This window comes from Actinomyces bouchesdurhonensis, assembly GCF_963540955.1.
Classification (GTDB): domain Bacteria; phylum Actinomycetota; class Actinomycetes; order Actinomycetales; family Actinomycetaceae; genus Pauljensenia; species Pauljensenia bouchesdurhonensis.
This window is the reverse complement of record NZ_CAUTSL010000001.1, coordinates 1-23,565: the sequence shown is the minus strand read 5'-3', so window position 1 is coordinate 23,565 and position 23,565 is coordinate 1. Positions and strand designations below refer to the sequence as shown.

At 64.5% G+C, this 23,565-nt stretch carries 23 protein-coding genes and 1 tRNA gene; 12 read left to right on the top strand and 12 right to left on the bottom strand.

The features are described from left to right. The first annotated feature begins 1 nt into the window (after position 1). Entirely contained in the window at positions 2-1,666 is a 1,665-nt protein-coding gene (locus tag RYL44_RS00120; RefSeq protein ID WP_276739616.1) for an alpha/beta hydrolase, read from the top strand. A gap of 26 nt (positions 1,667-1,692) precedes the next feature. Here the strand turns inward: RYL44_RS00120 and RYL44_RS00115 are convergent, their stop codons facing one another. Beyond that, positions 1,693-2,079, bottom strand: coding sequence for a phage holin family protein (locus RYL44_RS00115; RefSeq protein ID WP_073983692.1), 387 nt, complete (start codon positions 2,077-2,079; stop codon positions 1,693-1,695). Between the two features lie 65 nt (positions 2,080-2,144). On the opposite strand from RYL44_RS00115, the gene hisC reads away from it, so the two are divergent. Beyond that, a complete protein-coding gene (gene hisC / locus RYL44_RS00110; protein WP_314974699.1) occupies positions 2,145-3,209 on the top strand; it encodes a histidinol-phosphate transaminase in 1,065 nt (354 codons plus the stop codon). Between the two features lie 91 nt (positions 3,210-3,300). Here the strand turns inward: hisC and RYL44_RS00105 are convergent, their stop codons facing one another. After that, positions 3,301-4,083 carry a YwiC-like family protein gene (locus RYL44_RS00105; RefSeq protein ID WP_314974698.1) on the bottom strand — a complete coding sequence of 261 codons (783 nt, stop codon included), beginning with the start codon at positions 4,081-4,083 and terminating at the stop codon, positions 3,301-3,303. 210 nt (positions 4,084-4,293) lie between these two features. Here RYL44_RS00105 and RYL44_RS00100 point away from each other — a divergent pair, with 210 nt between their 5' ends. Further along, complete coding sequence (locus RYL44_RS00100; protein ID WP_073983854.1) at positions 4,294-5,283, top strand: bile acid:sodium symporter family protein; 990 nt, start codon at positions 4,294-4,296, stop codon at positions 5,281-5,283. 123 nt (positions 5,284-5,406) lie between these two features. On the opposite strand, the gene RYL44_RS00095 is transcribed toward RYL44_RS00100, so the two are convergent. The 4 genes from RYL44_RS00095 to RYL44_RS00080 all read right to left on the bottom strand — a co-directional run bounded on the left by RYL44_RS00095 (position 5,407) and on the right by RYL44_RS00080 (position 10,252). After that, positions 5,407-5,811 (bottom strand): hypothetical protein, encoded by a 405-nt coding sequence (locus RYL44_RS00095; RefSeq protein WP_073983690.1) that lies wholly within the window; start codon positions 5,809-5,811, stop codon positions 5,407-5,409. A gap of 963 nt (positions 5,812-6,774) precedes the next feature. After that, positions 6,775-6,848 (bottom strand) — tRNA-Pro (locus RYL44_RS00090). Between the two features lie 325 nt (positions 6,849-7,173). After that, positions 7,174-8,142, bottom strand: coding sequence for a metallophosphoesterase (locus tag RYL44_RS00085; RefSeq protein ID WP_314769050.1), 969 nt, complete (start codon positions 8,140-8,142; stop codon positions 7,174-7,176). A gap of 1 nt (position 8,143) precedes the next feature. Beyond that, complete coding sequence (locus RYL44_RS00080) at positions 8,144-10,252, bottom strand: transglycosylase domain-containing protein (protein ID WP_314974697.1); 2,109 nt, start codon at positions 10,250-10,252, stop codon at positions 8,144-8,146. A 168-nt stretch (positions 10,253-10,420) separates the two neighbouring features. Between RYL44_RS00080 and RYL44_RS00075 the strand changes: the two genes are divergently transcribed. Both RYL44_RS00075 and RYL44_RS00070 read left to right on the top strand, forming a co-directional pair. Continuing rightward, positions 10,421-10,780: a WhiB family transcriptional regulator gene (locus RYL44_RS00075; RefSeq protein WP_314974696.1), complete on the top strand. Its 360-nt coding sequence runs from the start codon at positions 10,421-10,423 to the stop codon at positions 10,778-10,780. Beyond that, a complete protein-coding gene (locus RYL44_RS00070) occupies positions 10,777-10,956 on the top strand; it encodes a DUF4177 domain-containing protein (protein ID WP_073983686.1) in 180 nt (59 codons plus the stop codon). The genes RYL44_RS00075 and RYL44_RS00070 overlap by 4 nt, the downstream gene beginning before the upstream one ends. A 140-nt stretch (positions 10,957-11,096) precedes the next feature. Here the strand turns inward: RYL44_RS00070 and RYL44_RS00065 are convergent, their stop codons facing one another. The 4 genes from RYL44_RS00065 to RYL44_RS00050 form a co-directional block, all read right to left on the bottom strand. Next, entirely contained in the window at positions 11,097-11,780 is a 684-nt protein-coding gene (locus RYL44_RS00065) for a Crp/Fnr family transcriptional regulator (RefSeq protein ID WP_003791132.1), read from the bottom strand. A gap of 176 nt (positions 11,781-11,956) precedes the next feature. Continuing rightward, positions 11,957-12,862, bottom strand: coding sequence for an alpha/beta fold hydrolase (locus RYL44_RS00060; protein ID WP_314974695.1), 906 nt, complete (start codon positions 12,860-12,862; stop codon positions 11,957-11,959). Then, positions 12,859-14,772 carry a hypothetical protein gene (locus RYL44_RS00055; RefSeq protein ID WP_314974694.1) on the bottom strand — a complete coding sequence of 638 codons (1,914 nt, stop codon included), beginning with the start codon at positions 14,770-14,772 and terminating at the stop codon, positions 12,859-12,861. Before RYL44_RS00055 ends, RYL44_RS00060 begins: the two co-directional genes overlap by 4 nt. A gap of 54 nt (positions 14,773-14,826) precedes the next feature. Next, positions 14,827-15,756 (bottom strand): hypothetical protein, encoded by a 930-nt coding sequence (locus tag RYL44_RS00050; protein ID WP_073983682.1) that lies wholly within the window; start codon positions 15,754-15,756, stop codon positions 14,827-14,829. A gap of 17 nt (positions 15,757-15,773) precedes the next feature. On the opposite strand from RYL44_RS00050, the gene RYL44_RS00045 reads away from it, so the two are divergent. After that, positions 15,774-16,610 (top strand): hypothetical protein, encoded by an 837-nt coding sequence (locus RYL44_RS00045; protein WP_314770297.1) that lies wholly within the window; start codon positions 15,774-15,776, stop codon positions 16,608-16,610. Between the two features lie 176 nt (positions 16,611-16,786). Here RYL44_RS00045 and RYL44_RS00040 read toward each other — a convergent pair whose 3' ends face one another. Then, positions 16,787-17,557, bottom strand: a complete 771-nt coding sequence (locus tag RYL44_RS00040; protein WP_276740762.1) for an HAD family hydrolase — start codon at positions 17,555-17,557, stop codon at positions 16,787-16,789. 143 nt (positions 17,558-17,700) lie between these two features. Here RYL44_RS00040 and RYL44_RS00035 point away from each other — a divergent pair, with 143 nt between their 5' ends. The 3 genes from RYL44_RS00035 (at position 17,701) to RYL44_RS00025 (ending at position 21,327) form a co-directional block, all read left to right on the top strand. Further along, entirely contained in the window at positions 17,701-18,849 is a 1,149-nt protein-coding gene (locus RYL44_RS00035) for a hypothetical protein (protein ID WP_314974693.1), read from the top strand. Next, positions 18,812-19,954 (top strand): TadA family conjugal transfer-associated ATPase, encoded by a 1,143-nt coding sequence (locus tag RYL44_RS00030; RefSeq protein WP_314974692.1) that lies wholly within the window; start codon positions 18,812-18,814, stop codon positions 19,952-19,954. The genes RYL44_RS00035 and RYL44_RS00030 overlap by 38 nt, the downstream gene beginning before the upstream one ends. 89 nt (positions 19,955-20,043) lie before the next feature. Continuing rightward, positions 20,044-21,327: a type II secretion system F family protein gene (locus tag RYL44_RS00025; protein WP_314770320.1), complete on the top strand. Its 1,284-nt coding sequence runs from the start codon at positions 20,044-20,046 to the stop codon at positions 21,325-21,327. 16 nt (positions 21,328-21,343) lie between these two features. Here the strand turns inward: RYL44_RS00025 and RYL44_RS00020 are convergent, their stop codons facing one another. Then, positions 21,344-21,715: a YbaB/EbfC family nucleoid-associated protein gene (locus tag RYL44_RS00020; RefSeq protein WP_073983680.1), complete on the bottom strand. Its 372-nt coding sequence runs from the start codon at positions 21,713-21,715 to the stop codon at positions 21,344-21,346. A 241-nt stretch (positions 21,716-21,956) separates the two neighbouring features. Here RYL44_RS00020 and RYL44_RS00015 point away from each other — a divergent pair, with 241 nt between their 5' ends. Genes RYL44_RS00015 through RYL44_RS00005 form a run of 3 tightly spaced genes read left to right on the top strand, consistent with a single transcriptional unit; the run spans position 21,957 to position 22,989 of the window. Beyond that, complete coding sequence (locus tag RYL44_RS00015; protein WP_314974691.1) at positions 21,957-22,232, top strand: DUF4244 domain-containing protein; 276 nt, start codon at positions 21,957-21,959, stop codon at positions 22,230-22,232. Continuing rightward, the gene (locus RYL44_RS00010; RefSeq protein ID WP_073983678.1) at positions 22,229-22,567 is read left to right on the top strand and encodes a TadE/TadG family type IV pilus assembly protein; all 339 of its coding nucleotides are present in this window, start codon (positions 22,229-22,231) and stop codon (positions 22,565-22,567) included. Before RYL44_RS00015 ends, RYL44_RS00010 begins: the two co-directional genes overlap by 4 nt. Beyond that, positions 22,564-22,989, top strand: coding sequence for an Rv3654c family TadE-like protein (locus RYL44_RS00005; RefSeq protein WP_390883757.1), 426 nt, complete (start codon positions 22,564-22,566; stop codon positions 22,987-22,989). Before RYL44_RS00010 ends, RYL44_RS00005 begins: the two co-directional genes overlap by 4 nt. The last annotated feature ends 576 nt before the right edge of the window (positions 22,990-23,565 follow it).

The window sequence follows — 23,565 nt, the reverse complement described above, 5'->3', positions numbered from 1 at the left end:
CATGGCCTTCGATCCGCATCGCGATACCTCCGTCGTCTCCGGTGCCTTCAGCGTCGACGTGAACCAGCTGTGCAGCGTATACACGCTTCTCACCTACGAAGAGACCCTCTCAATCGGACCTGCAAAGGCCGCCCTGAACACCGCCCTGTGGGAGGCCGACCTGGGCGCGACGCTCTTCCCCGACGCCACCGCGGGACTCATCGACGCGATCAACACGGCCTTAGAGGCCCTGGGAACGCTGGAATCCACCGTGAACTCTCTGCTGTGGAAACTACAGGATGCGGCTCTGACCTACGGCGACGCGGAATCCATGGCCTCCCTCTGGGAAGCCGTCCCCGGCAGCCCGATGGGACCACAGCTCACGGCCGGTGGCATCGCCAGGTATGCCGTGGCTGGCGGAATGCCAGGTGCGGTCCGCAACGCCGTCTTCCACATGGAACAGGACATCGCCACGCGCGCAGGAGTCCCTTGGCTTCCCACCGTCATAAGTCCCGTAGAGGCGTTTGTCGCCGGGGGGAGGGATATGAAAAACACGGTGGTCAGCTTCCTGGTGTTCACATTCCACGGCGACGAGCAATCCGGCGCCCAGTTTCAACGCGACCTCGGACGAGTTGCCCTCGACCTGAACTCGTGTCCGGCATACAGGTTCGCGGTGCGCCAACTGGCGGGTGTCGGCGTCAGTCGTAACATCAACTCGAACTCGACATCTTCAGAGGCTGGAATCGCCGCGCTGATTAGCGTGTGGCTGACACGACGCGGGATTAACCATGGACTTAGCTACGGGGTCGCAGTCACCGGCTCCGGCCAGACGCGGGTCCACCACAATGGAGCTGCCCCTCTCGTACCGCCAAACGTCCTGGCAGCACGAACCCAGGCGACCCTCGCCGCAATGCCGGACACCGCCCCCGACAGCCACTACGAGGGAGCAGCCACCAGCGCCGACATCATTGATCACATCAGCGACATGCGCGGCGGCGACTCTAACAACGGCGAAATTGCCATTGAAGAACACGTGACAGTCGGCGAGGATGGGACCCTCACCCGATCGTGGACCGTCGACATCCGCGGTACACAGTCCTTTGGAATCGGCGAGACGGGACCGCAAGACACGCTCGCCAACCTTCAAGGCGTCGGCGCCATGTCCTCCGACCAACTCGACGCCATAAAGGAAGCCATGGATGCGGCAGGCATCGCGCCCGGCGAAGCCGTCGAGTTCGCCGGACACTCCCAAGGCGGCATCATGGCAACCCAGATGGCCGCCGACCCGACCGTGCGGGCCCGATACAACGTCGTCTCCGTCGTCACCGCAGGATCCCCCACGGCCACAATCGCCCCCGACGACGTGCCCGTCCTCGCCTACGAGAACTTCGGCGACATCGTCCCGGGCTGCGACGGGACCGCCACGCGTGGCGACAACGTCACCACCGTCATGTTCCACGACTACGAAGCAACGTGCGACGCCTCCGATCCTGTTCCCTGCTCGCACTCCGTCTCCGTGTACGTCGACGAAATCAGGGCATCCCTAAGTGCCGCCACGGCCTCGTCCGACCCGGGCCTGAGAGCGCTCGCGACCGCCGAGGCCAGGCGCACTCAGGCCCTGGGACTCACCCACAACACGCAGACCACCATTCACCACTACCAAACGAGGCGCATCACCGCTAAGTGATGCGCCCCGAAGGAGGGAAGGTCAGACTAGTCGCGATCATCGTCCTTATCGCGCAGGACACCCGACACGATGGAGGCCACCACCGACGTAATGACCGCGCCCGCCAGGCACGACCAGAAGCCGCCCGTCGTCATAGAAATTCCCAGCGACGTGGACAGCCACCCCGTCAGCGCGAAGAGAAGCGAGTTCGTCACCAGGGCGAACAAGCCGAACGTGACGAGGTAGAGGGGGAAAGCTAGCGTCTTGACGACGGGCTTGATGATCGAATTCACGAGCGTGAACAAGAAGGCGATGACCGCGAACGCGATGATGGTCTCGAAGGTCGAGGCCGACGGCAGTGAAATCGACGGGACCACAAGAGTCGTTACCCATAGGCCGACCATTGTTGCAATCAGCCGAGCAATAAAATCCATCCGCTTATTCTTGCGCACTGGGACGTTGCTTGCACAGCGCACCCCCATGGGATAGGACTACACACATGAGCAACCTGCGCTTTCGGCCCGCCGTCCACTCCCTGCCCCGCTACGTGCCCGGTAAATCAGCGCCCGGCGCCGTCAAAATCTCATCCAACGAAATGCCGACCCCGCCCAGCCCCGCGGTGCTGGAAGCGGTCGCGCGCGAGCTGGAGACGATCAACCGCTACCCCGACCTGACGGCTGCCCCCCTGCGGGAGGCACTCGGCGAGCGCTTCGGGGTCGGCTCCGACCAGGTATGCGTGGGCACTGGCTCCTCGGCGATTCTTGTGGCCGCTCTGTCCACCGTCTGTCAGCCCGGCACCCGGGTGGTCTTCCCATGGCGCTCCTTCGAGTCCTACCCAATCGCCGTGCCGTCCGTTGGCGGTGAGGCCACCCCCGTGGCGCTCCTCCCGGATGGTAGCCACGACCTCGTCGGGATGCGCCAGGCCATCACCGCGGACACTGTCGCCGTCATCCTCTGCTCGCCGAATAACCCGACCGGCCCGGCCCTCACCTTCGAGGAGATAGCCTCCTTCGTCGCGGCCGTACCCGACGACGTCATGATCATCGTCGACGAGGCCTATATCGACTTTGCGACCAAGCCCGGCGTGCGCAGCGCGGTCCCGCTCATCGAGTCGCACCCCAACGTCGTCGTCATGCGCACATTCTCCAAGGCACACGCCCTGGCTGGCCTTCGCGTGGGATACGCGATCGGTGAGACCGAGGTCATCGGCGCGATCCAGGCGCTCCTCGTTCCCTTCGGCGTCAACTCGCTCGCGCAGGCCGGCGCCCTTGCCTCCTTGAAGGACGCCGAGGCCGTGGACAGTGGCGTCGCCCGGATCGTTGCCGAGCGTGAGCGTATCGTTCCAGCCCTGCGTACCCTCGGATACGACATCCCCGACACACAGTCAAACTTCTACCTGCTGCGCGGAAGTGTCCATGGCCTCGTCGAAGCGAGCGCACGCGCCGGACTCATCGTCCGTCCGTTCCGCGAAGGCGTGCGCGTGTCCGTAGGCTCGCGCGAACAAAATGACCTGTTCCTGTCTGTGGCGACCCAGTTCGCACGCGTCGAGGGCATCGGCAAATAGGGGGACAAGCGCCCGATCGGGGGCACCCAACCGCCTCGTGAAAAAGCTCCGTGCCTCGCGCGGACGGTCGCCGCACCCAGGGCAAGCGAAGCTACCGAACCAGGAGCGCCACGAACAGAAGCAGCGACCAACCGATCTCCGTGAAGCCGATCAGCCTGGGAGACAGGGGGCGCGAACGATGCCGACTCAGTGTCGGCATGACCCACGCTCGCACAGTCAGACACACCCACACGAGCACAGGCCACCCGGACAGGGCGCCCAGCAACCAGGCGGCGGCCACGACAACCAAGCAGCCCGCGTGATGGAGCGTGGCCCCCAGCGCCCAGCGCGGGTCCTTCCGGCCTCGGATCATCGAGCGCACCAGCGGAACCGTGCCCACGTAGTGCAGGGCGAACACCACGCACGCCGCCCACGCGTGGGCAGTGACCGCGTGCGGCGACCCGTCCGCCGTCGCCAGCGAAAAGGCAACAGGCCCCATGATGGAACCCGCCAGGATCGAGGCGGCTCGGGCGCCCAGGGAACGCTCACGCCTCTGCCACACCAGGTAGATCGCGGACGAGGCCAGCGGCGCGAAGGCGATGGCCCACCACAGCAGCTGGGGACGCATCGCGAGCAGCGTGATGCCGGGAACGGCCGCGAGAACGCCGTAGGTGATGATCGCGGGCACGATGTGGCTGCGGCGCTTCGCGGGGGTCTTGACCCACAGGCACACGGCCGAGAACATCAGGAAAGCCATCGCCCACGCGAGGAGCATGAGGACGACCAGCCACGAGAAGGTGAAGGATAGCGCCCAGCCGAGCAGTGGAGGGAAGGCCATCATCGTCCATGCGCCATGTTGGTCGGATACCCATCCGCGGCGCTGAAGTTCACGCATGCGCGCGCCGCTATGGTGGTGCGCTCGCGGGCGGTTGTTGGGATGGCTTGAAGCGTTGCCCGAGGCGTGTGTGGGAGTGGCGTGAGTGGTCGGCGCTGCACTGTGCATAGCCTTAGCTTAGTGAAGTAGTCCTGTGAGGCTCAATACTGAGCTGATCACAACGTGAGATGCGGAAGGGAACAATTCAACGACCGGTGAAATATGGTTGATATGTCCACATCAGACTCAGTTTCAACGCAATCTTCCCCTCCGACGCTGTCCTCCGAGGATCGCAGTGCCCGCATCGCGGTGACCGTTTTCCCGCTCCTCATCCTGGCGGCGTTCGCCGCCGCGATGATCACCCCCGCGACCTTTAAACCACTGGCTCCCGGCGTGCACTGGGCACTTGGCGTCATCATGTTCGGTATGGGCCTGACGCTGACGCTGCCCGACTTTGGGCTCATCGCGAAGCGTCCCCTGCCTGTCCTCGTCGGCGTCGTCGCCCAGTACCTGATCATGCCCCTCGTCGGTTGGGGCCTGTGCTACGCGTTCCGCCTGCCCGACGCTGTCGCCGTCGGCGTCATCCTGGTCGGCTGCGCACCCGGTGGCACCGCCTCGAACGTGATCTCCTACCTCGCGAAAGCAGACGTCGCCCTGTCGGTCACCATGACGTCAATCTCGACGTTGCTCGCGCCCCTGATGACCCCGATGCTCACCGCTTGGCTGGTCGGTTCGCGTATGCCCGTGGATGGTGAGGCGATGACGAAGAACATTTTGCTGATGGTGCTCGCTCCTGTCTTGGGTGGCTTTGTCGTGCGTTTGCTTGCGAACAAGGTTGTGGAAAGAATCCTGCCAGTTCTTCCGTGGGTTTCTGTCCTGGGTATCTGCTACGTGCTGGTTGTCGTCGTGTCGGGTTCGGTTGATAAGATTCTGACGTCGGGCGCCCTCATTATTGCCGTGGTTATCTGCCATAACCTGTTGGGCTACCTGTTCGGCTACCTCGCGGGGCGCGTGGGTCGCGGCTCGGATAAGGCTGCGCGTACAACCGCGATCGAGGTCGGCATGCAGAACTCGGCGTTGGCTGCGACGCTGGCGACGAAGCACTTCGCTGCTACCCCTGAGACCGCGCTCCCGGCAGCGGTTTTCTCGGTGTGGCATAACCTGTCAGGAGCGATCCTGGCGGTGTTTTTCCGTCGCTGGAAAAATGGTGGCCGGGCCTGACCGGACGAGGCCGGGGCTGGCTCGCATGAGAGTGTGTCCTCGGCGCTTCGGTTGCCTGTAGGCTGAATCGGGGGACGGCCCAAAGGGCCGTCCCCCGACGTGTCTGGCGATGTCAGTTGGGCGTTACTTCGTGCCCGCGGAAATACCGCAAATGTTGTTCAGCTGCAGGGCGTCAGACGCGAAGGTGGTCATCGCTTCCATCTGTTCGCCCGATGGGTTCAGCGTGGTGAAGTCGAAGTCCTTAATTGTCTCCAGGTCGGTGATGACCTTATCGAGGGCCGGCTTGACTTCCTTGTTGCTGACCTTGCTGGCGGCAGTCTTGTACGCGTCGAGCATCGTGTTGAACTGCTCCTTGGCGGCCTGAGGGTCGGTCAGGGAGGCGCCGTTGGTGGCGGCGGCCTGCTGAGCGAGCGTTAGGTTTGCGTTCTGGACCTCCTTGCAGGCATCCTCCTTGGACTGGGAGCCACAGGCTGCCATACCGAGCGGTAGAACGGCGACGAGGATAGCGGCGGCGATGCGACGCTTCATGGATACTCCTATGTGTTGATGAAGAATACGCCGAAAGTCTATCTCCTTTTAAGAGTTCGTGGGGTGACGCCCGCGTGATCCGTAACACCGCTCCATGTGTGTCGGCAGCTCGTAATCGACGCGCACGCTGCGCCACCAGTTCTCTGGGCGTTGCGTCGCCTATCTTGATTTCGGTCGGCACAGGCCTTGACCGTCTGACTTCTGCGCGCGCCTGGATCCTGGGGTTCGGAGTGTTAGCTCGCCGACCAGTCTTTGCTGCCCCGGGGTGCAGTTCACCTGCGTTGAGGGCTGACGAACCGCGACTCGCGCCACCCCCGTGCCCTGTCGCCGCGTGCATAGTACCTCGAGGTTCCGACACGAATGTCGCCACACCCCGGCCCGAACAGCCTGGGTGGACTGAATGTCGTCGAGGTGGTCTGTGATTTGGGTGCCGCGCGCTGCGCTGGGGTCCGCAGCACGGGGGGAACTTCAAGACTTGGACACGAGTGCCGCCACATCGCTCCTAGAATCCGCCGTTTTGCTGCCACATGGGGGGAATCGCATCATTAGAGCCGCGACACGCCGGCGCACCATTGTGTCATCTCGACTACGACGGGGGGAATTGCACCATTAGAGCCGCGACACGCCGGCGACACGCCGAAAGGAAGCTCCTAATGGTGCAAAACCCCCAATCTACCGCTCGGTTGGAGGATGTCGGAGGGTCCGATGGCAGCAGACGCGGGTGGCAGCAGGACCTGACGAGGCTTCAAAACTGCACAACGAGGCACAGGCCCACACCGCGAGCAGCCAGAAGCGAAGGCGCCACGGAAACAGGGTGATAGGACACCACAAAACCAACACGTCTTGTCCTTTAATCCCTTTAACCCAAGTTTTGCCCTCTAACCCCAGTAGGGTTACCTGGATGGGCCGGACTACGTGGAATACAAGAGTCGCCGGGACCTTGTGGTCCCGGCGACTGTCCGGTCGGGGTGGCGGGATTTGAACCCACGGCCTCTTCGTCCCGAACGAAGCGCGCTACCAAGCTGCGCCACACCCCGGTGCCGTTTGAGTATAGCCTTACGTCGCTGATAATCCCAAACCGAGACGAAGCGACCGAGGGAAGTGTGTGCCACGCCGCACGACTGTGGGGTCTGGCTGGCGCGGGTTAACGATGATCATACGGTTGCCGGTTGCGGCGTGGCTGGGATGGTGCGTCGCCGGTGTTAAATGTGCCCGGTGACCGCGAGTTGCTCGACTGGGTCCGCTGGTTGGGGGGCGCTGAGACGAGAGGGGTGTTCGTCTGTCAGAACCACTGGCGGGACGCGGAGCTGGGTGGACGCGGATAGGGGTTATGTCGGACTTTGATGTCGGGATCAACGGAGGCTACGCGGGGTGGACGTGGATGAGGGAGGCCTCGGGGCGTGTAGCGATGCGGACTTTTGCATAGGGAGAGGTTCCCAGCCCAGCGGAAACGTGCAGCCACGACGAAGAGCCGTCGGGCGTCTCCCAGCGGTTCAGGCCTTTGGCGTAGCGCCGTGCGATGTCGCAGTTTGTGATGATTGCGCCGACACCCGGTATTCCGATCTGGCCTCCGTGCGTGTGGCCCGCGAGGATGAGGTCGGACCCGGCGCGGGTGAGCGCGGAGACCACGCGCGTGTAGGGCGCGTGCGTGATGCCGAGGCGCAGGACTCCGGGAGCTTCCCACGACGAGGCTGGGGCCACCAGGCGGTCCCGGTTGATGTGGGCGTCGTCGGTTCCCAGGAGTGAGACGGTGGCGCCGGGCAACGACAGCGTGCCGCACGCGTTAGAGAGATCCACCCAGCCGGCGGCGCGCAGCTGGCGGACCATCGGGATGTAGGTGAGGTCGGGGACGACGCGCGCGGGGTGTGGTTTGGAGCGCGACAGGTAGCGGCTCCAGCGTTTGGGGATCGGCGAATAGTAGTCGTTGGATCCGAGGACGAAAGCGCCAGGATACGACAGGAAGGGGCGGTAGGCGTCCATCACCATGTCGAGGCCGACGGATGAACCGAAGTTGTCTCCTGTGGACACAATCATGTCGAAGCGTTCGGATGAGGCGACGTCGGAGAGGAACCGCAGGAGGAATTCCTGCCCGGCGAAGAGGTGTAGGTCGGCGATCTGGAGGATCGTCACTTCAGGGACGTTACGCTCGATGGGCACGTCGTAGCGGCGCAGGGTCGGCAGAGTGCGCTCGATCGAACCCCAGGCCAGGGCAGCTCCACCGGCGGCCAGTCCAGCGAGTCCCAGCCCGCCGACGATTGCGCCGGTCGCGCGCAGGAGGCCCCGGCCTCGGCGGGGGGCCGAGGCCGGGGCCTCTATCAGCGTCGGTGTCATGTCAGTGTCCGCTGCTCGTGGGGGATGGTGTGGGGGTTGAGGAACGGTTCGAGTTGGTTGCCCCGATGTTCGCGCTGGATACGTTTTCGACGGGAGTGCCCGCCAGGATCTGCGTCATGTAGGGCGCCCAGATGTTCTGGCCGACGAATGTTTCACCGTAGATTTCGCTGTAGTATTTGCCGTTAATCGTCACGGATCCGACTTCCTGGGAGGAGTTTTCGCCGTGCCCCACCCATGCGGATGTGACGACAGACGGAGTGAAGCCGGTCAACCACGTGTTGGCGTGCCCGTCGGTGGTTCCTGACTTTGCTGCGAAGGGACGTCCGTCGCCTAAACGCGTGGATGTGTAGTACTGGCCGGCCGACGCGGTGAGTAGGGCTGCGGTCTTGTTGGCGACGTCGGGGGAGATGACCTCCTTGCAGTCCGCCGCGAATTCTTTCAGGACGTTCTCGTCACGGTCGGTCACGGATTCGATGGACTGTGGCGTGCACTGTTGGCCGGAGTTGGCGATTGCTGCGAACACGGAGGCCATCTGTAGTGGGGAGGCGGACACGGAACCCAGGATGTTCGCGGGGTAGGGTGAAGGGGCTTCGCCGTCTTCGGTGATTCCCATTTTGTAGGCAGTGTCGAAGATGGAGCAGAAGTCCACGCGGGAGGCCATGTTCACGAAGGCCTGGTTGGCGGACTGGCCGGTCGCACGCACGACGTTCATCGTGCCGGTCTTGCCGGCGAGGTCGTTGACTTGATAGCCCTCGGTTGTGATGGAGCGTCCATCGCACTTGAAGGAGCCGTTGGGGTAGAAGGTGTTGCTGGAGCCGACTGTCTCGTAAGCGGAGTGTCCCTCCTTGAACCATTGAAGCAGGGTGAAGACCTTGAATGTTGAGCCGACCTGGAAGTTACCATCGGCCGAGTAGTTCGACATTGTTTGCCCGGACTCGATGCCGTACGTCGTGTTCTGGGCCATCGCCAGGATGCGACCGGATCGCGGGTCGAGAGAGACAAGAGCATCGTTGAGGCCTGAGGCGTCGCCCACGGGGATAGTGTTTGTCAGCGACGTGTAGGCGGCGTTCTGCTTGGTGGGGTCCATCGTGGTGCGGATTGTGATGCCCTGGGTCTTGAGCATGTGCTCACGCTCGGTGCGTGTGGCGCCGAAGGTCGGGTCTTCGAGGAACTGGGCTAGGACGTAATCGCAGAAGTAGGCTTGGGAGGATTCCGCGCCGGAGCAGCCTTCGGAGGATACGGTGGGGTGCAGCATTGAATCGACGGTGGTTTCGATGCCGGCGTCGTATTCTTCCTGTGTGATGACGCCCTGGTCAAGCATGGTTGCTAGGACTGTGTTGCGGCGCTCTTGGGCTGCTTCAGGGTGGGTGAGGGGATCGTACTGGACGGGCGATTGGACGAGGCCGGCGAGCAGCGCGGACTCCAGGTAGTCGAGTTCGGATGCAGACTTGGAGAAGTAGCGTTGGGACGCGGCCTCGACGCCGTAGGTAATGGGACCAAAGGGTGCGATGTTGAGGTATCCCGTGAGGATTTCGTCTTTGGACTGGGTTTTCTCCAAGGCCATCGCGTACTTGATTTCGCGGAGCTTGCGTTCTGTGGTTTGTTCGGTTGCGGCGCTGACCTGGTCGGCGTCGCCTTCGAGGTAGCCGCGCTCTGCCAGTGAGTTACGCACGTACTGTTGAGTGATCGTGGAGGCGCCTTGGCGACCGGAGTCGCCCAGGTTGGTCACGAACGCGCGGGCGATGCCGGTGGCGTCCACGCCGTTGTGTTCGTAGAAACGTTTGTCTTCGATCGCGATGATTGCTTTCTTCATGACGTCGGAGATGTTCGCGCTGGGCACGACGATGCGCTGCTTGTCGTAGAAGTGCGCGATGACGGCTCCCGAGGAGTCAAGGAGCTGCGACTCCTCGGCGGGGGCGACTGTTTGTAGGTCACCGGGCAGCTCGTTGAATACGGAGGGGACCGACTTTGCGACCAGCGCGGTGGGACCCGCGATGGGTACGAGCATGCCTGCCCCGACGACGCCCATGAGCGAGGAAACGCTCAGGAACGCCAGCAACAGGGCGAACAGTTGGGTCGGCCGGACGGCTCGGGAATGAGAGTGCGACATGCTCCTAGCTTACGTGTCGTAAGGGGCATCTGGCGTTTGGCGGAGCGTAAAAATTGGCTGATCGGTCACCTGGAATCGTCGCATGCGTTCTCGCAGCGTTTGCACCCTCGATAGTCTGTGTGTATGGTCACATGTTAGGGCTCGAGTACAGTGAAGTGGAGATCCACGATGTCAACCCATGGCGACGACCAGAGTTGGGTCGCGCGCGCCCTGTGTGCGTCTATCGAGCCGGATGCGCTCTTTGTTCAAGGTGCATCGCAACGTCAGATTCGCATGCGCTGCTACGAGTGCGAGGTGCGTCTCGAATGTTTGGCTGACGCCCTGGAGTCCGAGGCTAACTACGGTGTGTGGGGTGGCTTGACGGAGAGGGAGCGTCGCGCAGTTTTACGCCATTATCCGCATGCGGAGGATTGGTTGGAGTGGTTGCGTTCGTCGGATGAGCCTTTGGCGAGGGAGTTGCGTAGCCCGCGTGTGCCGAAGATTTTGTCATACGTGCGTCCTTTGATGGCGGGTAAGATGACCTCATGACTAAATGGGAATATGCCACGATTCCGCTGCTCACGCATGCGACGAAAGCAATCCTTGATCAGTGGGGTGCTGACGGGTGGGAACTTGTCCAGGTGATCCCGGGTCCGACGGGTTCGGAAAACCTGGTTGCCTACCTTAAGCGTCCGATTGAGGAAAGTGCAGCGGTCCAGAACTGACCGTTATGTCAGCGCTCACGGACGAGGCCGTGGCCGGTTTCGTGCATCCAGGTGCGTGAAGACTTCGGTCTGTTCCATGTCCTGAGATTACATGGGGGGTCCGGTACCGACAGGTACCGGACCCCCCATTGTGTGAGAAATCAGCGGGCGCGTCGCGCCAGTCGGTCAACGTCGAGGAGTGTTACTGCACGCCCTTCAAGGCGAATCCAGCCGCGCGAAACGAAGTCGGCGAGCGACTTGTTGACGGTCTCACGGGAGGCTCCCACCAGCTGGGCCAGTTCTTCCTGCGTGAGGTCGTGGGGGACGTGGACTCCCTTGTCAGTCGCGGTACCGAAACGGTCCGCGAGATCGAGGAGGGCCTTGGCGACGCGACCTGGAACGTCAGAGAAGACCAGGTCGGAGAGGGATTCGTTCGTGCGACGCAGGCGTTGCGCGAGGGCGCGGAGCATGTGCTTGGCCAGCGTCGGATTGGTGTCGAGCACGTGCATGAGGTCCTCGTGCTCGAGGTACAGGAGGGAGGCGGGGGACACGGCGGTCGCAGTGGTCGAACGCGGACCCGGATCGAAGAGTGTGAGTTCACCGATGATTTCACCGGGGCCGAGGACAGCGAGGAGAGATTCGCGTCCGTCGCTAGAGGTGTGGCCGAGCTTCACCTTGCCCTCGGTCACGATGTACAGGCGGTCACCGAGATCGCCTTCGTCGAAGAGGGTCTCACCGCGGCGAAGGGTTGTATGACCCATCTTTTGCTGGAGGGACACCTGTTGTGCATCGTCAAGGCCACCGAACAGCGGCACCTGGCTGATGAAGTTGCCGTCACCGATCATGGTGCGGAGCTCCTTCCGCTCGTGCCCGATTGCTCGGGCGTTCCGATTGAGGTGTGCGGCGAATCCCATACGTTACACCGGTCACTAGGAGGTGCCGCTCACACCATTATGCCCTATTTATCAGGTGAAACATGTTTCATTGTGCGATTTGTGTGACCTGTCTAATGAAACACAAGTTAAAGCGCGCGCGTGTCAACGTGCTCAGCCAACGCCTCGGCAACCGCGGAAGGGGCCTCCTCGGGTAGGAAATGCCCGGCCTCGCGGATAACGACCTGGGTGAGGGGAGCATCCACAAACTGCGCGTCAGCCGCGTGATCAAGCACAGACCACGCGCCATCGTCGCGTCCGACGAGGGACAGGACAGGCACCTGTAGGGGCTCGGACAGCGTTCGGCGAGCCTCGCGCGACAGTGAACGACTAGCGGTCAGGCCACGCAGAGCCGTGTGTGCGGCAAAGGGACGGCGAAGCGCTGCGCGGTAGGGACCCGACTGGGAGACAAGGCCATCCACGTTCCCGGGTGACGCCCACGCGCGGTACACGGTTGTCAGGAGCGATCCGGAGCGCAGAGCATGCTCCCGGCCCGTTGGTAGGGCGAGGCGACTACGCAGGACACGACCGCCCGCCCAAGGGACGCGGGCAATGACAGGTTGGGCACCGAGAGGGTGTGGGGCAGACAGAACGGCCACCGAGCGAAGCTTAAGCGGTGCGAGAGCCCCGACCATCCATGCGACGGTTCCGCCCATGCCCAGGCCGACGACGGAGAACGATGCCACGCCGAGGGCACGCACGACGCCGATCACGTCGAGAGCCATCTGAGTCAGGTCGCAGTCCCCGCGCGTGAGGTCGGAGGTACCGAAGCCTCGTAAATCGAGGGCGAAAACGCGCGGAGTCTGCTTTGCGAGGAGGGGAAGGACCTGTCGCCAGGACCACCAGTGCTCGGGAAACCCGTGGAGAAGAACCAGCGCATGATCCATGCCCTCACCCATGTCGGCGACGTGGAACGTGGCCCCACCAGCGCTCACGTGCCGGTGGGTCCAGGGTCCTTCAAGCTCGATCGCGCTAGCGGGAATCAGGGTATTCACTTGCGCGTCAGGTCCTTCGCTGCCTTCTTACGGGCGCGCCTGGAGTACAAGGCTCCGGCCGGGTTGACAGCCTCAATGGATGTGCGCAGCGCCTCCTCGGCGCGACCGGTGCGGCGCACGGAGTGGGAGACGTAGCCCAGGCCCATCAGGAGGACGCCCAGCAGGACGAAGCGGCCCGAGTAGCCGGACGCCTGCACATGGTGCGACAGGTTCGCGCCGAGCGGGCCGGAGCCACTCAGAGTGGTCAGGGCCGCCAGCAGCGACGAGGCTGTCATACCCGGGGCGAGTACCCACGGAAGCCCCACGACGAGCGACACGACTCCCAGGAGCCAGGCACCCAGGGAGGAACGCCGCGCGGCGGCGCACAGAATCACGGTGATGATGACAGCCCCCAGGAGTTCACCCAGTGCCAGGATCGAAGCGACGCCCGTGTACATCGCCGCGCCGTCGGCCAACGTCATGCGAGCCCCGGCGTCGGCGGCCAGGTACCAGCCGATCGGTGTCAGCACCAGGAAAAGCAGGAACGACAGGAAGTGAGCGCCGCCGCGAGAGGGCATCTCGGTAATCTCGGGAGCCGCGCTAAAGAGCTCGTCGTCGAGGCTGGTGGACTGCTTGTCTGCACGGTCCCGGTTCGCGGAGGCAATCGCTTCCAGGGTGGCGGCCTCGCGCGTGTCCTCGTCTGCGGTTAGCACAGAGCGACGACGCGGACGTTCGGCCTTATCCTGATCCTCGAAAGAGTACGAAGCCACGGAACCCCGGGTGGGCTGCTGTGTCGTGGACTCATCGACGGGGGCACCCTCGGAACCCGCATCGACCGCGCCGCCGACCGACGCGGCGGGGTTGGCAGCCTGCTGCTCGCTCGGGGTAAGTGCGGGGATCGTAGGGGAGAAGGATTCGTCGTCGCCGAAAATCATTGAGCGGCGCGACGGCAGCACGTGCGGCGCTTCCGCTGCGGCACCACCAACGGCGGAGGAGGGTTCCTCGCCAGCTTCGGTCGCGGAAGCGGACGAGGCCTCGGCGGACTCAACCACTTCCTCATCGTCAGCGGACTCGCCCCCAGGCGCGGGCGTCTCGTTGGTGGCGTCCGTGGCGGAGGCATGCTCTGTCACCGTTTCTTCGCGCGCTTCACGCACAGAATCCAGGTTCAGGCCCAGTGCCGCAGCCGCCTGAGCGGGAGTCATTACCCGTGAACGCCCGGTTTCGTGGGCCTCAGTCGCCTTCTCGACCGACGCTGAGGGGGCGTCGCTGACCGGGGCTTGAGCGGCCTCTTCTTGCGTGGGTTCCTCGTCGATCAACTCGGTTTCGGCATTCGGAGCGGATGCGTCGTTCCCCTCCGTGGCCATGGGGGTGACGTCGGCGTGTTCATTGTCCTTGTCCGACGAGGCCGGGGCGGGCTCGTCGGTAGGTGTTTCCTCGGAGTGGGTTTCCTGTGCGAGGGCTTCGTCGACGGGTGCTACACCGTCGAACGCATCCTCGGTCTCCTGCGCAGGAGCGTCGTTAGTTGTGCTCGCGGTGTCTGCACCCCCCTGCTTCGGGACGGCACCCACCTGGGGGGCATCGGAGGATTGATCCGCTCGCCCTGCGTCGGGAGTGGAAGGGGAGTCGGCCTCGTCCGCCGCGGACACGACTGGGATGGCGCCCGCGGGCTTGGAGACGACGGGCAACTCGCCCGTGGAAATCTTGTCCTCGATCGTGGGCTTAAGCGGCGCAGCTGCGGGTGCACGGCCCGTCAGACCGCCGATCGCGACCGACTCGATCTCGCCCGTGTGAATAGGCTCGGTGGTGTCACCGATGATGGCCGACGCGTCGGACCCCTCACCTGGCAGCTCGATCTCCTCACCGGTCAACACCAGGTCGTCGCGGGTATCCTTCTCGCGGTCTGGCTGGACAGCAAACTCGTTCTCGGACATGCTTCCTCCTAACATCTGCCCACATATTACGTTTGTCGTGCCCTCTTGCGCGTATTAGTCCTCGGCAGGCCCCTCTTTGTGAGTCGTGTCCTCGCTGCTGTCCAGGGAACGCAGGGCTCGGACGCGTGCCCACAGCACGCCCATCGACGCGCAACCGGTGGCCATCCCCAGCGCCGCAAGCGTAGGGGATGCCAAGGCAAGTTTCGTCAGGATCGACGGACCCGGAACAATCACGTTGCCCGTCAACGATGCCCACACTGGTACCACGACGTACGTAGGCAACACCAGAATCAGCCAGGTCGCCAACTGTGCACCCGTGATTGACCATCGGGCACTGACAACCAGCAGAGCAAGCGCCAGGCCTGCGCCCAGTGCCAGGCCATGGCCCATCGAGTGGCCTGCCAGGACACCCTCCAGGCCCAGTGCCGCCACGTTCGTCGTGTCCGAGGGCGATGCGCTGACCATCAGCACACTCACGGCGAGTGCCGCCGGCAAAGCCACCGTCGTGCCGAACGCGTGGCGGTGTACCCTCGCGAGCGGCATTCGTGTTTCACGACCGGCACGCGCCCGCACCGACTTGATCGTCAGCGCACAGGCGCCCAGCATGAGGGATATGCACACCGGGTACAGGCTCCACAAGACGCCCGCCGCCATGTCGTCCGACTGAACGGAGGACTTCATGAAGAAAGGGATGCGCGCGACGCCCATGAACTGGGCGGCCCCCACCGCCAGCGACCACAGGAAAGTCACGACCATTCCCGCGCTGGACTCCTCGCAGTTCAGGGCGATCAGGGCTAGCAGCAGTGACGCGAGCGCCATACCGATCAGGCCTTCAACCGAGGCCAATGGTTGTCCGACGGCGGCAAGGGCTTGCACGTCGACCATCGACGAACCCAGGAAGAGGAGGGCGATGGGGGCAAACACGAAAGCGAACGAGCCCGAGCGTAGGCGCGCAGAGAAGTTTCGATGCTGCAAAAGCGTCATACCCCTAGTGTAGAGGCGTGAGTATCGAAGCCCTCATCGACCCCGCCCCCGCAACGCTGCGCGCCGCAGCCGCACGCCCCGCCGTCGCCTCCGCGATGGACGAAGCCTACGCCGCGCTCGCGCAGCTGCGTTTCTCGGAGGGACTACGTCGAGGCTGGGAGGAAGCTCGAGCCGAGGCAGCCGTCCGCGAGGCCGCCGCCCTGGCCATCATCGAGGGCGCCCGAACCACCGTGGACGACGTGCGTGCCCTGTCCATGATGGACAAGGGAGGGACGGCCTCGGACCCGGGGGATGCCCTGGCGCTGGGTATCTGGCGCTCCCAGTGGAATCTTGCTTCGCATTTCCCGGCGCTCAACACGCGCTCGCAGGGGAGCGCGCGCGTCGCTCCCGCGCCGTTGCCTGCCCTCATCGCCGGGCTGCACAGGGACACCTGTTCCGGGTTGATCGCCGCCGGACTCACTCCGTCGCGCGCGGTTGCGGTGCCGACTGATCCCGCCCTGGTGGCCCCCGCCCTGAAGTACGCGAGCTGCGATGCTCCCGCCCTGGCCGTCGCAGCTGCCCTGACCGCTCACTTCCGTTTCCGGCGTGTGTTTGCCCCGGCCTCGTCTGTCGTGGGCGCGGGTCTGGCGCGGTGGATTCTGGTCACGCGCGGCGTCGACCCGAGCGGCGTGTGCGTGCCAAGCGCCTACGATGCACTCGACCCAGCGCGCGCGGGGCATTCGCTCGCCGGGTGGGTGAGTGCCGACGAGGCCGGCCTGGCGCGGTGGATCATCCACTACTGCGCGGGCGTCGTGTACGGCGCCGAGGTCGGGCGTGACGTTGCCCGGCACGTGCAGGCGGGCAGGCTCGGTTAGCTGCCTTCGGTGATCAACCCCCGGGCAACCAACCGCGCATAAACACCCTCAGTAAACATCACTTCAGGGGACCTAATGTAGCAGTCAGTGAGTGATCTACTACCACCAATACTGGTGCCAACACTGTGCGAAGTAATGTACGTCGAACGATAGTAACCCCACTTGAACCTAGACAATTAATGACGCAACAACGCGCTGACGGCGGCTCCCACCGCCACGCCAGCCATGAACGGAACGGCGATCTTCGCGGCGGTTGGCACCCGGCGGGGCAACACGCGCACGGTTGACATGAAAGTCAATGTTGGCCAGCCCTCGCGCTCAGCCAAGTCGCGAAGTGCGCGGTCGGGGTTCACCGCGTAGGGGTGGCCGACCAGGCGCAGCAGCGGAGCGTCCGACACCGAATCCGAATATGCCGAACACTGCGACAGATCCCATCCGCGTGCGTGAGCCAACTGAGCGCAGGCGTCCGCTTTACCCTGTGCCTGGTTAAAGTGTGTCATCTCGCCTGTGAAACATCCGTCCTCGTCGATGGCTGCCTGTGACGCCAAGACTTCGTCCGCACCCAGCATCGTCGCGATCGGGCGTACCACCTGCTCGACGGACGCCGATGCGATCACGACAACGTCGCCCACGCTCTTGTGATAGGCGATGCGGCGCAGCGCCTGCGCGTAACACACCGGTTCGATCGTGCGTTCCAGTGCGTCTTCGACCGTCGCCTCTAGGAACGCCGCGTTCCAGCCGCGGCCCATGCGGCCCATCGCTTCGGCCATCTGCTCCATCCGTGACTCGTCCGCGCCGGACAGCAGGTACGGGAGCTGAACTAGGACGGAGGCGATCGCCGTGCGGCGATTCATCAGGCCCGCCTCGATGAAGGGCCCGGACAAAGCCACGTTTGACGACGTGTCCAGAATCGTCTTATCCAAGTCAAAAAAGGCCGCACGTGCCATCGCAATCTCTCCAGCGTCGGGACAATCCACAGGGGTCCGCCATCAGACCCCTCTATGCACAGGGTGGCACCTCATGTCGGCGTTGTCCACAGGGGCGTGCGTGCGAGTAGACGGGCGCGCCGCGGCTGGCGCACCGTAGAGAAATGAACGCGATCACCGAACCGAACCGAGGCCTCGTCGCCCTTGTCGGCCTGACCCCGCCGGAGCGGCAGAGCGCCCGCGACGCCGTCACCCTGGCGGGCGCGCCCCTGTGCGAGGACCCTGCTCGAGCGTCGCTTGTTCTCGCTTCCCCGAGCGCCCCTGTCCCCGCGTTCGTGCCGTGCGTGCGCGTGGGCGACGGGGGACAGGTGAGCTTGCCAAGGGACAGGGCTTTGCTGGTGTCCCTCATCGCCGAAGCTTCCTGGCGCTCGCGCACACACGGCGCTGTCTGGGTGGTCTCCGGTATAGCCGGAGGCGTGGGAACGACGAGCGTCGTGCGCCTCCTCGCGCGGGAGAACACCGGTTCTCAGTGGAGCCGTCGTCTTCCCTGGGGGCGCGGCCTGCACACAGCAGGGACGAGGCCATGGCGGGGCGAGGCCCGAAACCCGAAGCGTGCGCCCGGCGGCGAACCTGCACGCGAAGGTGTGGTCGTACCCGTCGCCGTCGACGCCTCCGGGTCCGTCCCCGGCATCGCCAGAGCAGCCCACCACGACCTCCCGGGCGTGAGGTGGGCAGACCTGCACGCTGGCGAGGATTCCTACCTGCCCGCCTTGCGTGACCACCTGCCAATCATCGACGGAGTTCCAGCCCTCGTTGGGGACGCACGTGGGGGAGCGGACGCCGGCGACCCACGCGTGCCAGCCGCGTGCCGCTCAATCGGCGCTCCCCTCATCGTCGACGCGGGCCGGTGGGACACTCGAGCCGCCCGCCTCGCCGCGCTCATCCATGCCGACGCCATCGTCCTCCTCACCCACGGCGACCTCGAGGGGGCTGCAGCGATGGCGGTATCCCTCGCTGTCGCCCCTCCCCCCGTTCCTGCGTTGACGCTCGTGGTCGGGGAGCGAGCGAAACCCAGTCCCGGCCTCGTCGAGTGTGCACCCACCCCCATCCTGCGCGCCCCCACCCGGCGAGGACGCTACCTGCGGGCGCTACGACGATCCCTCGCGGACATCGCGCCCCCACCCGCAACCGACCCCTCCCAGGGGCTCCACCCCGTCCAACCCGATACCTCACACGCCACCCTCGACGCACTCGACCCCTCCGACGCTCCCAATCGTGGACACCCGCTCCTACGAGAACACTCTCATGCGTAGCGCGCTGCAACTCCTCGCCCGGAACACCCCAGCCCAACAGGCCGCCGCCCACTGCGCCCGACCGGGGTGCGGAGCCGCCGAAGCCGTGGCCGCCCTCGACGATCTGCGTGCCCGCCAGCGCGGCATGAACACGGCACTGGCTGACCTACTCGACGCCCCCAACGTCACCGACGTCCTCATCAACAGTGGACAGACATGGGTGGACACAGGAGGGGGACTCACGCGCGTCGACGTCGGCATCCGGAACGAAGCGGACGCCCGGCGAACCGCAATCCGTATGGCGAGCGCGTGCGGCGTACGTCTGGACGACGCGAGCCCCATTGCCGACGGAACACTTCCCGGAGGGGTCCGACTACACGCGGTCCTCGCGCCCATCTCCGACTCCGGCACCCTCATCTCCCTACGAGTGCTCGGCACCCATCACCTGGGAGTCACGCACCTCGAGGCGCGCGGCACGCTCCCCGGCATGATCGGTCCCCTCGTTCGGGCGCTCATCCGCGCGCGTTCCAACGCCCTCATCTCCGGGGCGACAGGCAGCGGCAAAACAACCCTGCTGAGCGCCGCGCTCTCACTTGTTCCTACGGGCGAGCGCATCATCTGCATCGAAGAGGTACCCGAACTTGCTCCCTCCCACCCGCACTGCGTCCACCTCCTCGAACGCGCACCCAACGTCGAAGGACAAGGCGCTGTCACCCTGACCGACCTCGTGCGAGCCGCCATGCGCATGCGCCCCGACCGCCTCGTCCTCGGGGAATGCCGAGGCCCCGAAGTACGCGACGTCCTCACCGCCCTCAACACCGGACACGACGGCGGCTGGGCAACCTTGCACGCCAACAGCGTCCGCGACGTGCCCGCCCGACTCGAAGCCCTCGGCGCCCTCGCAGGCATGAGCGAGGCGGCGCTTGCCTCGCAAGCTTCCAGCGCCCTCGACGCCGTCCTCCACATGCGCCGAAACACCACCGGTCACCGCTGGGTGTCCGAGGTCGGCATCCTCACGCGCGAGAGCGGCTCCCTCACGTGTGTACCTGCCCTCAGCGCCAGGCCCGACGGGCACGTCACGACGCACGAGGCCTGGGGTTACCTGGCCGGAAGGATAGGACTGTGACGTGTGTTGGGATTACGTTGCTGTGGGCACCGCGTTGCGCAGGTGTGGATTTCTGCGCGCGCATGCGCATAGGGGGCTACGAACCCGACATGACAGCCCCCGCAGGCATTCAGCGGGTTACCTGGCTCATGGCTGGCCTCGCGCTCACCGCGTGCGTTCTTCACCTCCTGATCGGTTCCATCATCACTGTCGTGCGCACCAGACGCGAACGCCGCATCGTGCGAGCCTGGTTGGCGCCCAGCGCGGCGGGTCGACAGGGAGACCTCTGTCCACCTCGCCCGCACGCGCGGCGTCGGCATCTCTTACCTCTCCTTCCGCGCCCCACCGACAGGCGAACCGATGTCGCCCGCCATCGAGGTCGCGCTAAGGGACCACCCACCCCTCGCGAACTCGCCCTCCTCGTCGCCGAGGTCTCCACCAGGCTACGCTCGGGCGCCCCGGCCTCGACCGCGTGGAGCCACGCACTGGCCCGGATCGGTGTGGGCAGCGCCGGAAACACTGACGAGGCCTACCCTCGGGTCCTCAACACCTGGGCGCACGAGCAGAGGCGGTGGCGCGTCCTCCCAACGAGAGGACAATGCTCCGACGCAACTGCCGCGCGACTTAGCGCCAGCTCAATCATCGTTGCCTGTCGATTCAGCCACGGCCTCGGCGCGCCCCTGGCCGCCGTCCTAGACTCCATTGGAGACGCGATCGATGACACCCAGGCAGTCGAGGAAGCCCGCCGTGTCGCCTCTGCCGGACCGCTCATGTCCGCCCGCGTGCTGGCGGCGCTGCCCCTCGTGGGAATCATAGCCGCACTGGCACTCGGAGCTTCCCCCTGGTCCTTTTTCACCGGGGGAGGCCCCGGACGTGTGTGCGCCGTCGTCGGCCTGTTCGCGTGGGGGGCAGGCATCGCCGCGTGCCGACGCATCCTCGCGCAGAGCCGCAGGTCCGACACCTCCACCGGCACTGTCGCAACCGATGCTGCGCTCGCATGCGACCTGATCGCATCCGCTCTGGCTTGCGGCGCCTCGATCCCGCGCGCCCTGAATGCCCTCGCCCACGCCTGCGACCAAGAACCCCTCGCGTGGACCGCCTCTGCCCTGCGCCTCGGCGCCCAGTGGGACGACGCATGGGAGGACGCACCCACGTGGGTGTATCCCCTGCGCGACGCGCTCGAGGCCTCGTGGACCTGCGGCACCGCACCCGAGGGAATGCTGTCGCGATGCGCCTCCTGGGAGAGACGCACCCGACTGATCGACGCAAAGACCAGGGCAGAAGAACTCAGTGTTCGCTTGGTCGGTCCACTCGGCGCGTTCTTCCTACCCGCATTCCTTCTACTGGGGATCGCACCCCTCTTCGCTCACCTAGTCGTGGGAATCAGCGCCTAGGAGCGAACACTCACGATCAGCGGCGGCGAGGAGGGCGGTAGGAACGCAGCGTAGCTTTAACGTCGGGACTATCAGCGCCCCAAGCCGCACTCGTCAGCTCATGAATCTGGTTGGCCACGTCGGCACGCGCCTGCACGAACAGATTCAAGATCGTCCCCGCGAGTTCATCGGGGGAATACTCATACATATCGTCGGATAGTGACAGGTCGCTGAGCGCACCATTCGAATCAACGACGACACGCACACAGCGATCCCGCGACTCGGCGACAACCTCCACCTGCTCGAGGTCAGCGACCAGTCGCTGATTAACCTCCACCTGCCTCTCTGCCTGGTTCTGCCAATCGTCAAGGAGCTTTCCGATTTTGATGTATTCGTCGTCTGTGTTCACGGCTGACTCACTGTCCCAAGGTTGCCGACAATTAACGGTGCCACTGTAGTATCCCGCGCCGAACATTGTCCCCAGGGGCCCGGGGCCTTCACGGCGTGCAACGCCCGCGCACCGTCGTCATCCACAGGGGGTCGCGCAGAACTCCCGTTATCCACAGGGTCAGCGATCCGGCTGGAATACCACTAACTCCCCGAGCACACTGGCCCTGCGCGCACAAGCGCGCTCAAGAAAGGACAGATCAATGACGATTATCGAACGCATCAACAGCGCCGCGACCAGGACCCAGCGCAGCATTATGAGCACTCTGCGGACAACAGCCCAACGCTGTCGAGATACGCCGCACAGAGACTCACCCGCCGAACATGCAGACCCGGAGGAGGGTGCAACCACCGTCGAATACGCGATCGGCACCATCGCCGCCGCAGGATTCGCCGGTCTACTCATCGTGATCCTCAAATCTGACGCAGTGCGCACCGCCCTCGAAGCCCTCATCCAGGAGGCGCTCAACACACGATGACACGCGACGAAAACGGATACGTCACCGTTGAACACGCCCTCTGCTTTGTCGCCGTCACCCTGGTGGTCGGCGTCATCGTCGCGGCTGCCCAGGCTGGACTAACCAACTCTTCCCTGTGTCAGGCCGTCCGCGAGGGCGCCCGCGCCGCCTCCATCGGTGAGGAAAACCCGCAAACTGTCGCCACCACGGTCTACGCGGCAGGCTCCTACACCCTCACGCGCGGGGACGGCCTGGTGACCGTCACCGGCACGGCCCCCTACCAGGGAATTGGCGGATGGGTCGGCGGACAGGCACGTTGCAGCGTCACCACGATCGACGAGGAGAACCTGCCGTGACCACTACAGGGCACGGTTTCGTGAGACCACCAGTCGGCGCATTGCCTCTGCACCCTGACCGAACACGCCCGGGAGAGGACGGGTCCGGGACCGTCAACAGCCTCGGACTCATCACCCTGGCGCTGACGCTCGCTTTTGTCCTAGCGGGAATGGGTTGTGCACATACCGCGACAGTGAAGCTCCAGGCCGTCGCAGACCTGGCTGCGCTCGCGGGTGCTGAACATTCCGCGTCCGCGTTGTGGGAAGACGTTGGTGGGCGACCCTGCGAAGCCGCCGCAGCCGTCGCCGCAGCAAACGGCGTGGGTGTGGAGTCGTGCGAGGTGCTCGGTAGTGACTGCCGGGTGGTCGTGGGTGAAGACGTGAGCGTTCTGGGGGTGTCCACGACGCTGCGGGCGCGTGCGCGGGCCGGAACCAGCGAGTGAAAAACTCACAGGAAATTATCAGGTTTGTTCAATGCTTCCCACAGCTCGACCCTCTACAGTGAAAGTCATTAAGCAACAGGATCCGCTGAGAGAGGCGATCCGAGAAAGGGACAGCATCGGGAGACTTGCACTGTGTTGATGGGATACTCGAAGGGGTCGGCCATAGGGTCGGCCCCTTCGAGTATGTGCAGTTAGTCGGCGAGGCGGCGGCGGTACAGATGGGGGTTATAGGAGGGTTATAGGACACTACGTGTTGCTGTAGGGGTGACTTTTCGGGTTAAAGGTTAGGGTTAAAGGCCAAAACGTGTTGGTTTTGGGGTTAAAGGGCAAAGCGTGTTGGTTTTATGGTGACTTGTCGGCTTGTTAGTGCTGGAAAGTCGGTGTTGGAGGTGGTGGGTGCCGACGTGGAGGATTGGCAAATCGTGTTGGTTGTGTGGCGACTTTTCGGCGTGTTGGTGCGGGAAAGTCGGTGTTGGAGGTGGTTGGAGTCAACTTGGAGGATGGACAAAACGTGTTGGTTGTGTAGTGACTTTTCGGCGTGTTGGTGCGGGAAAATCAACATTGAAGTTGGTTGTT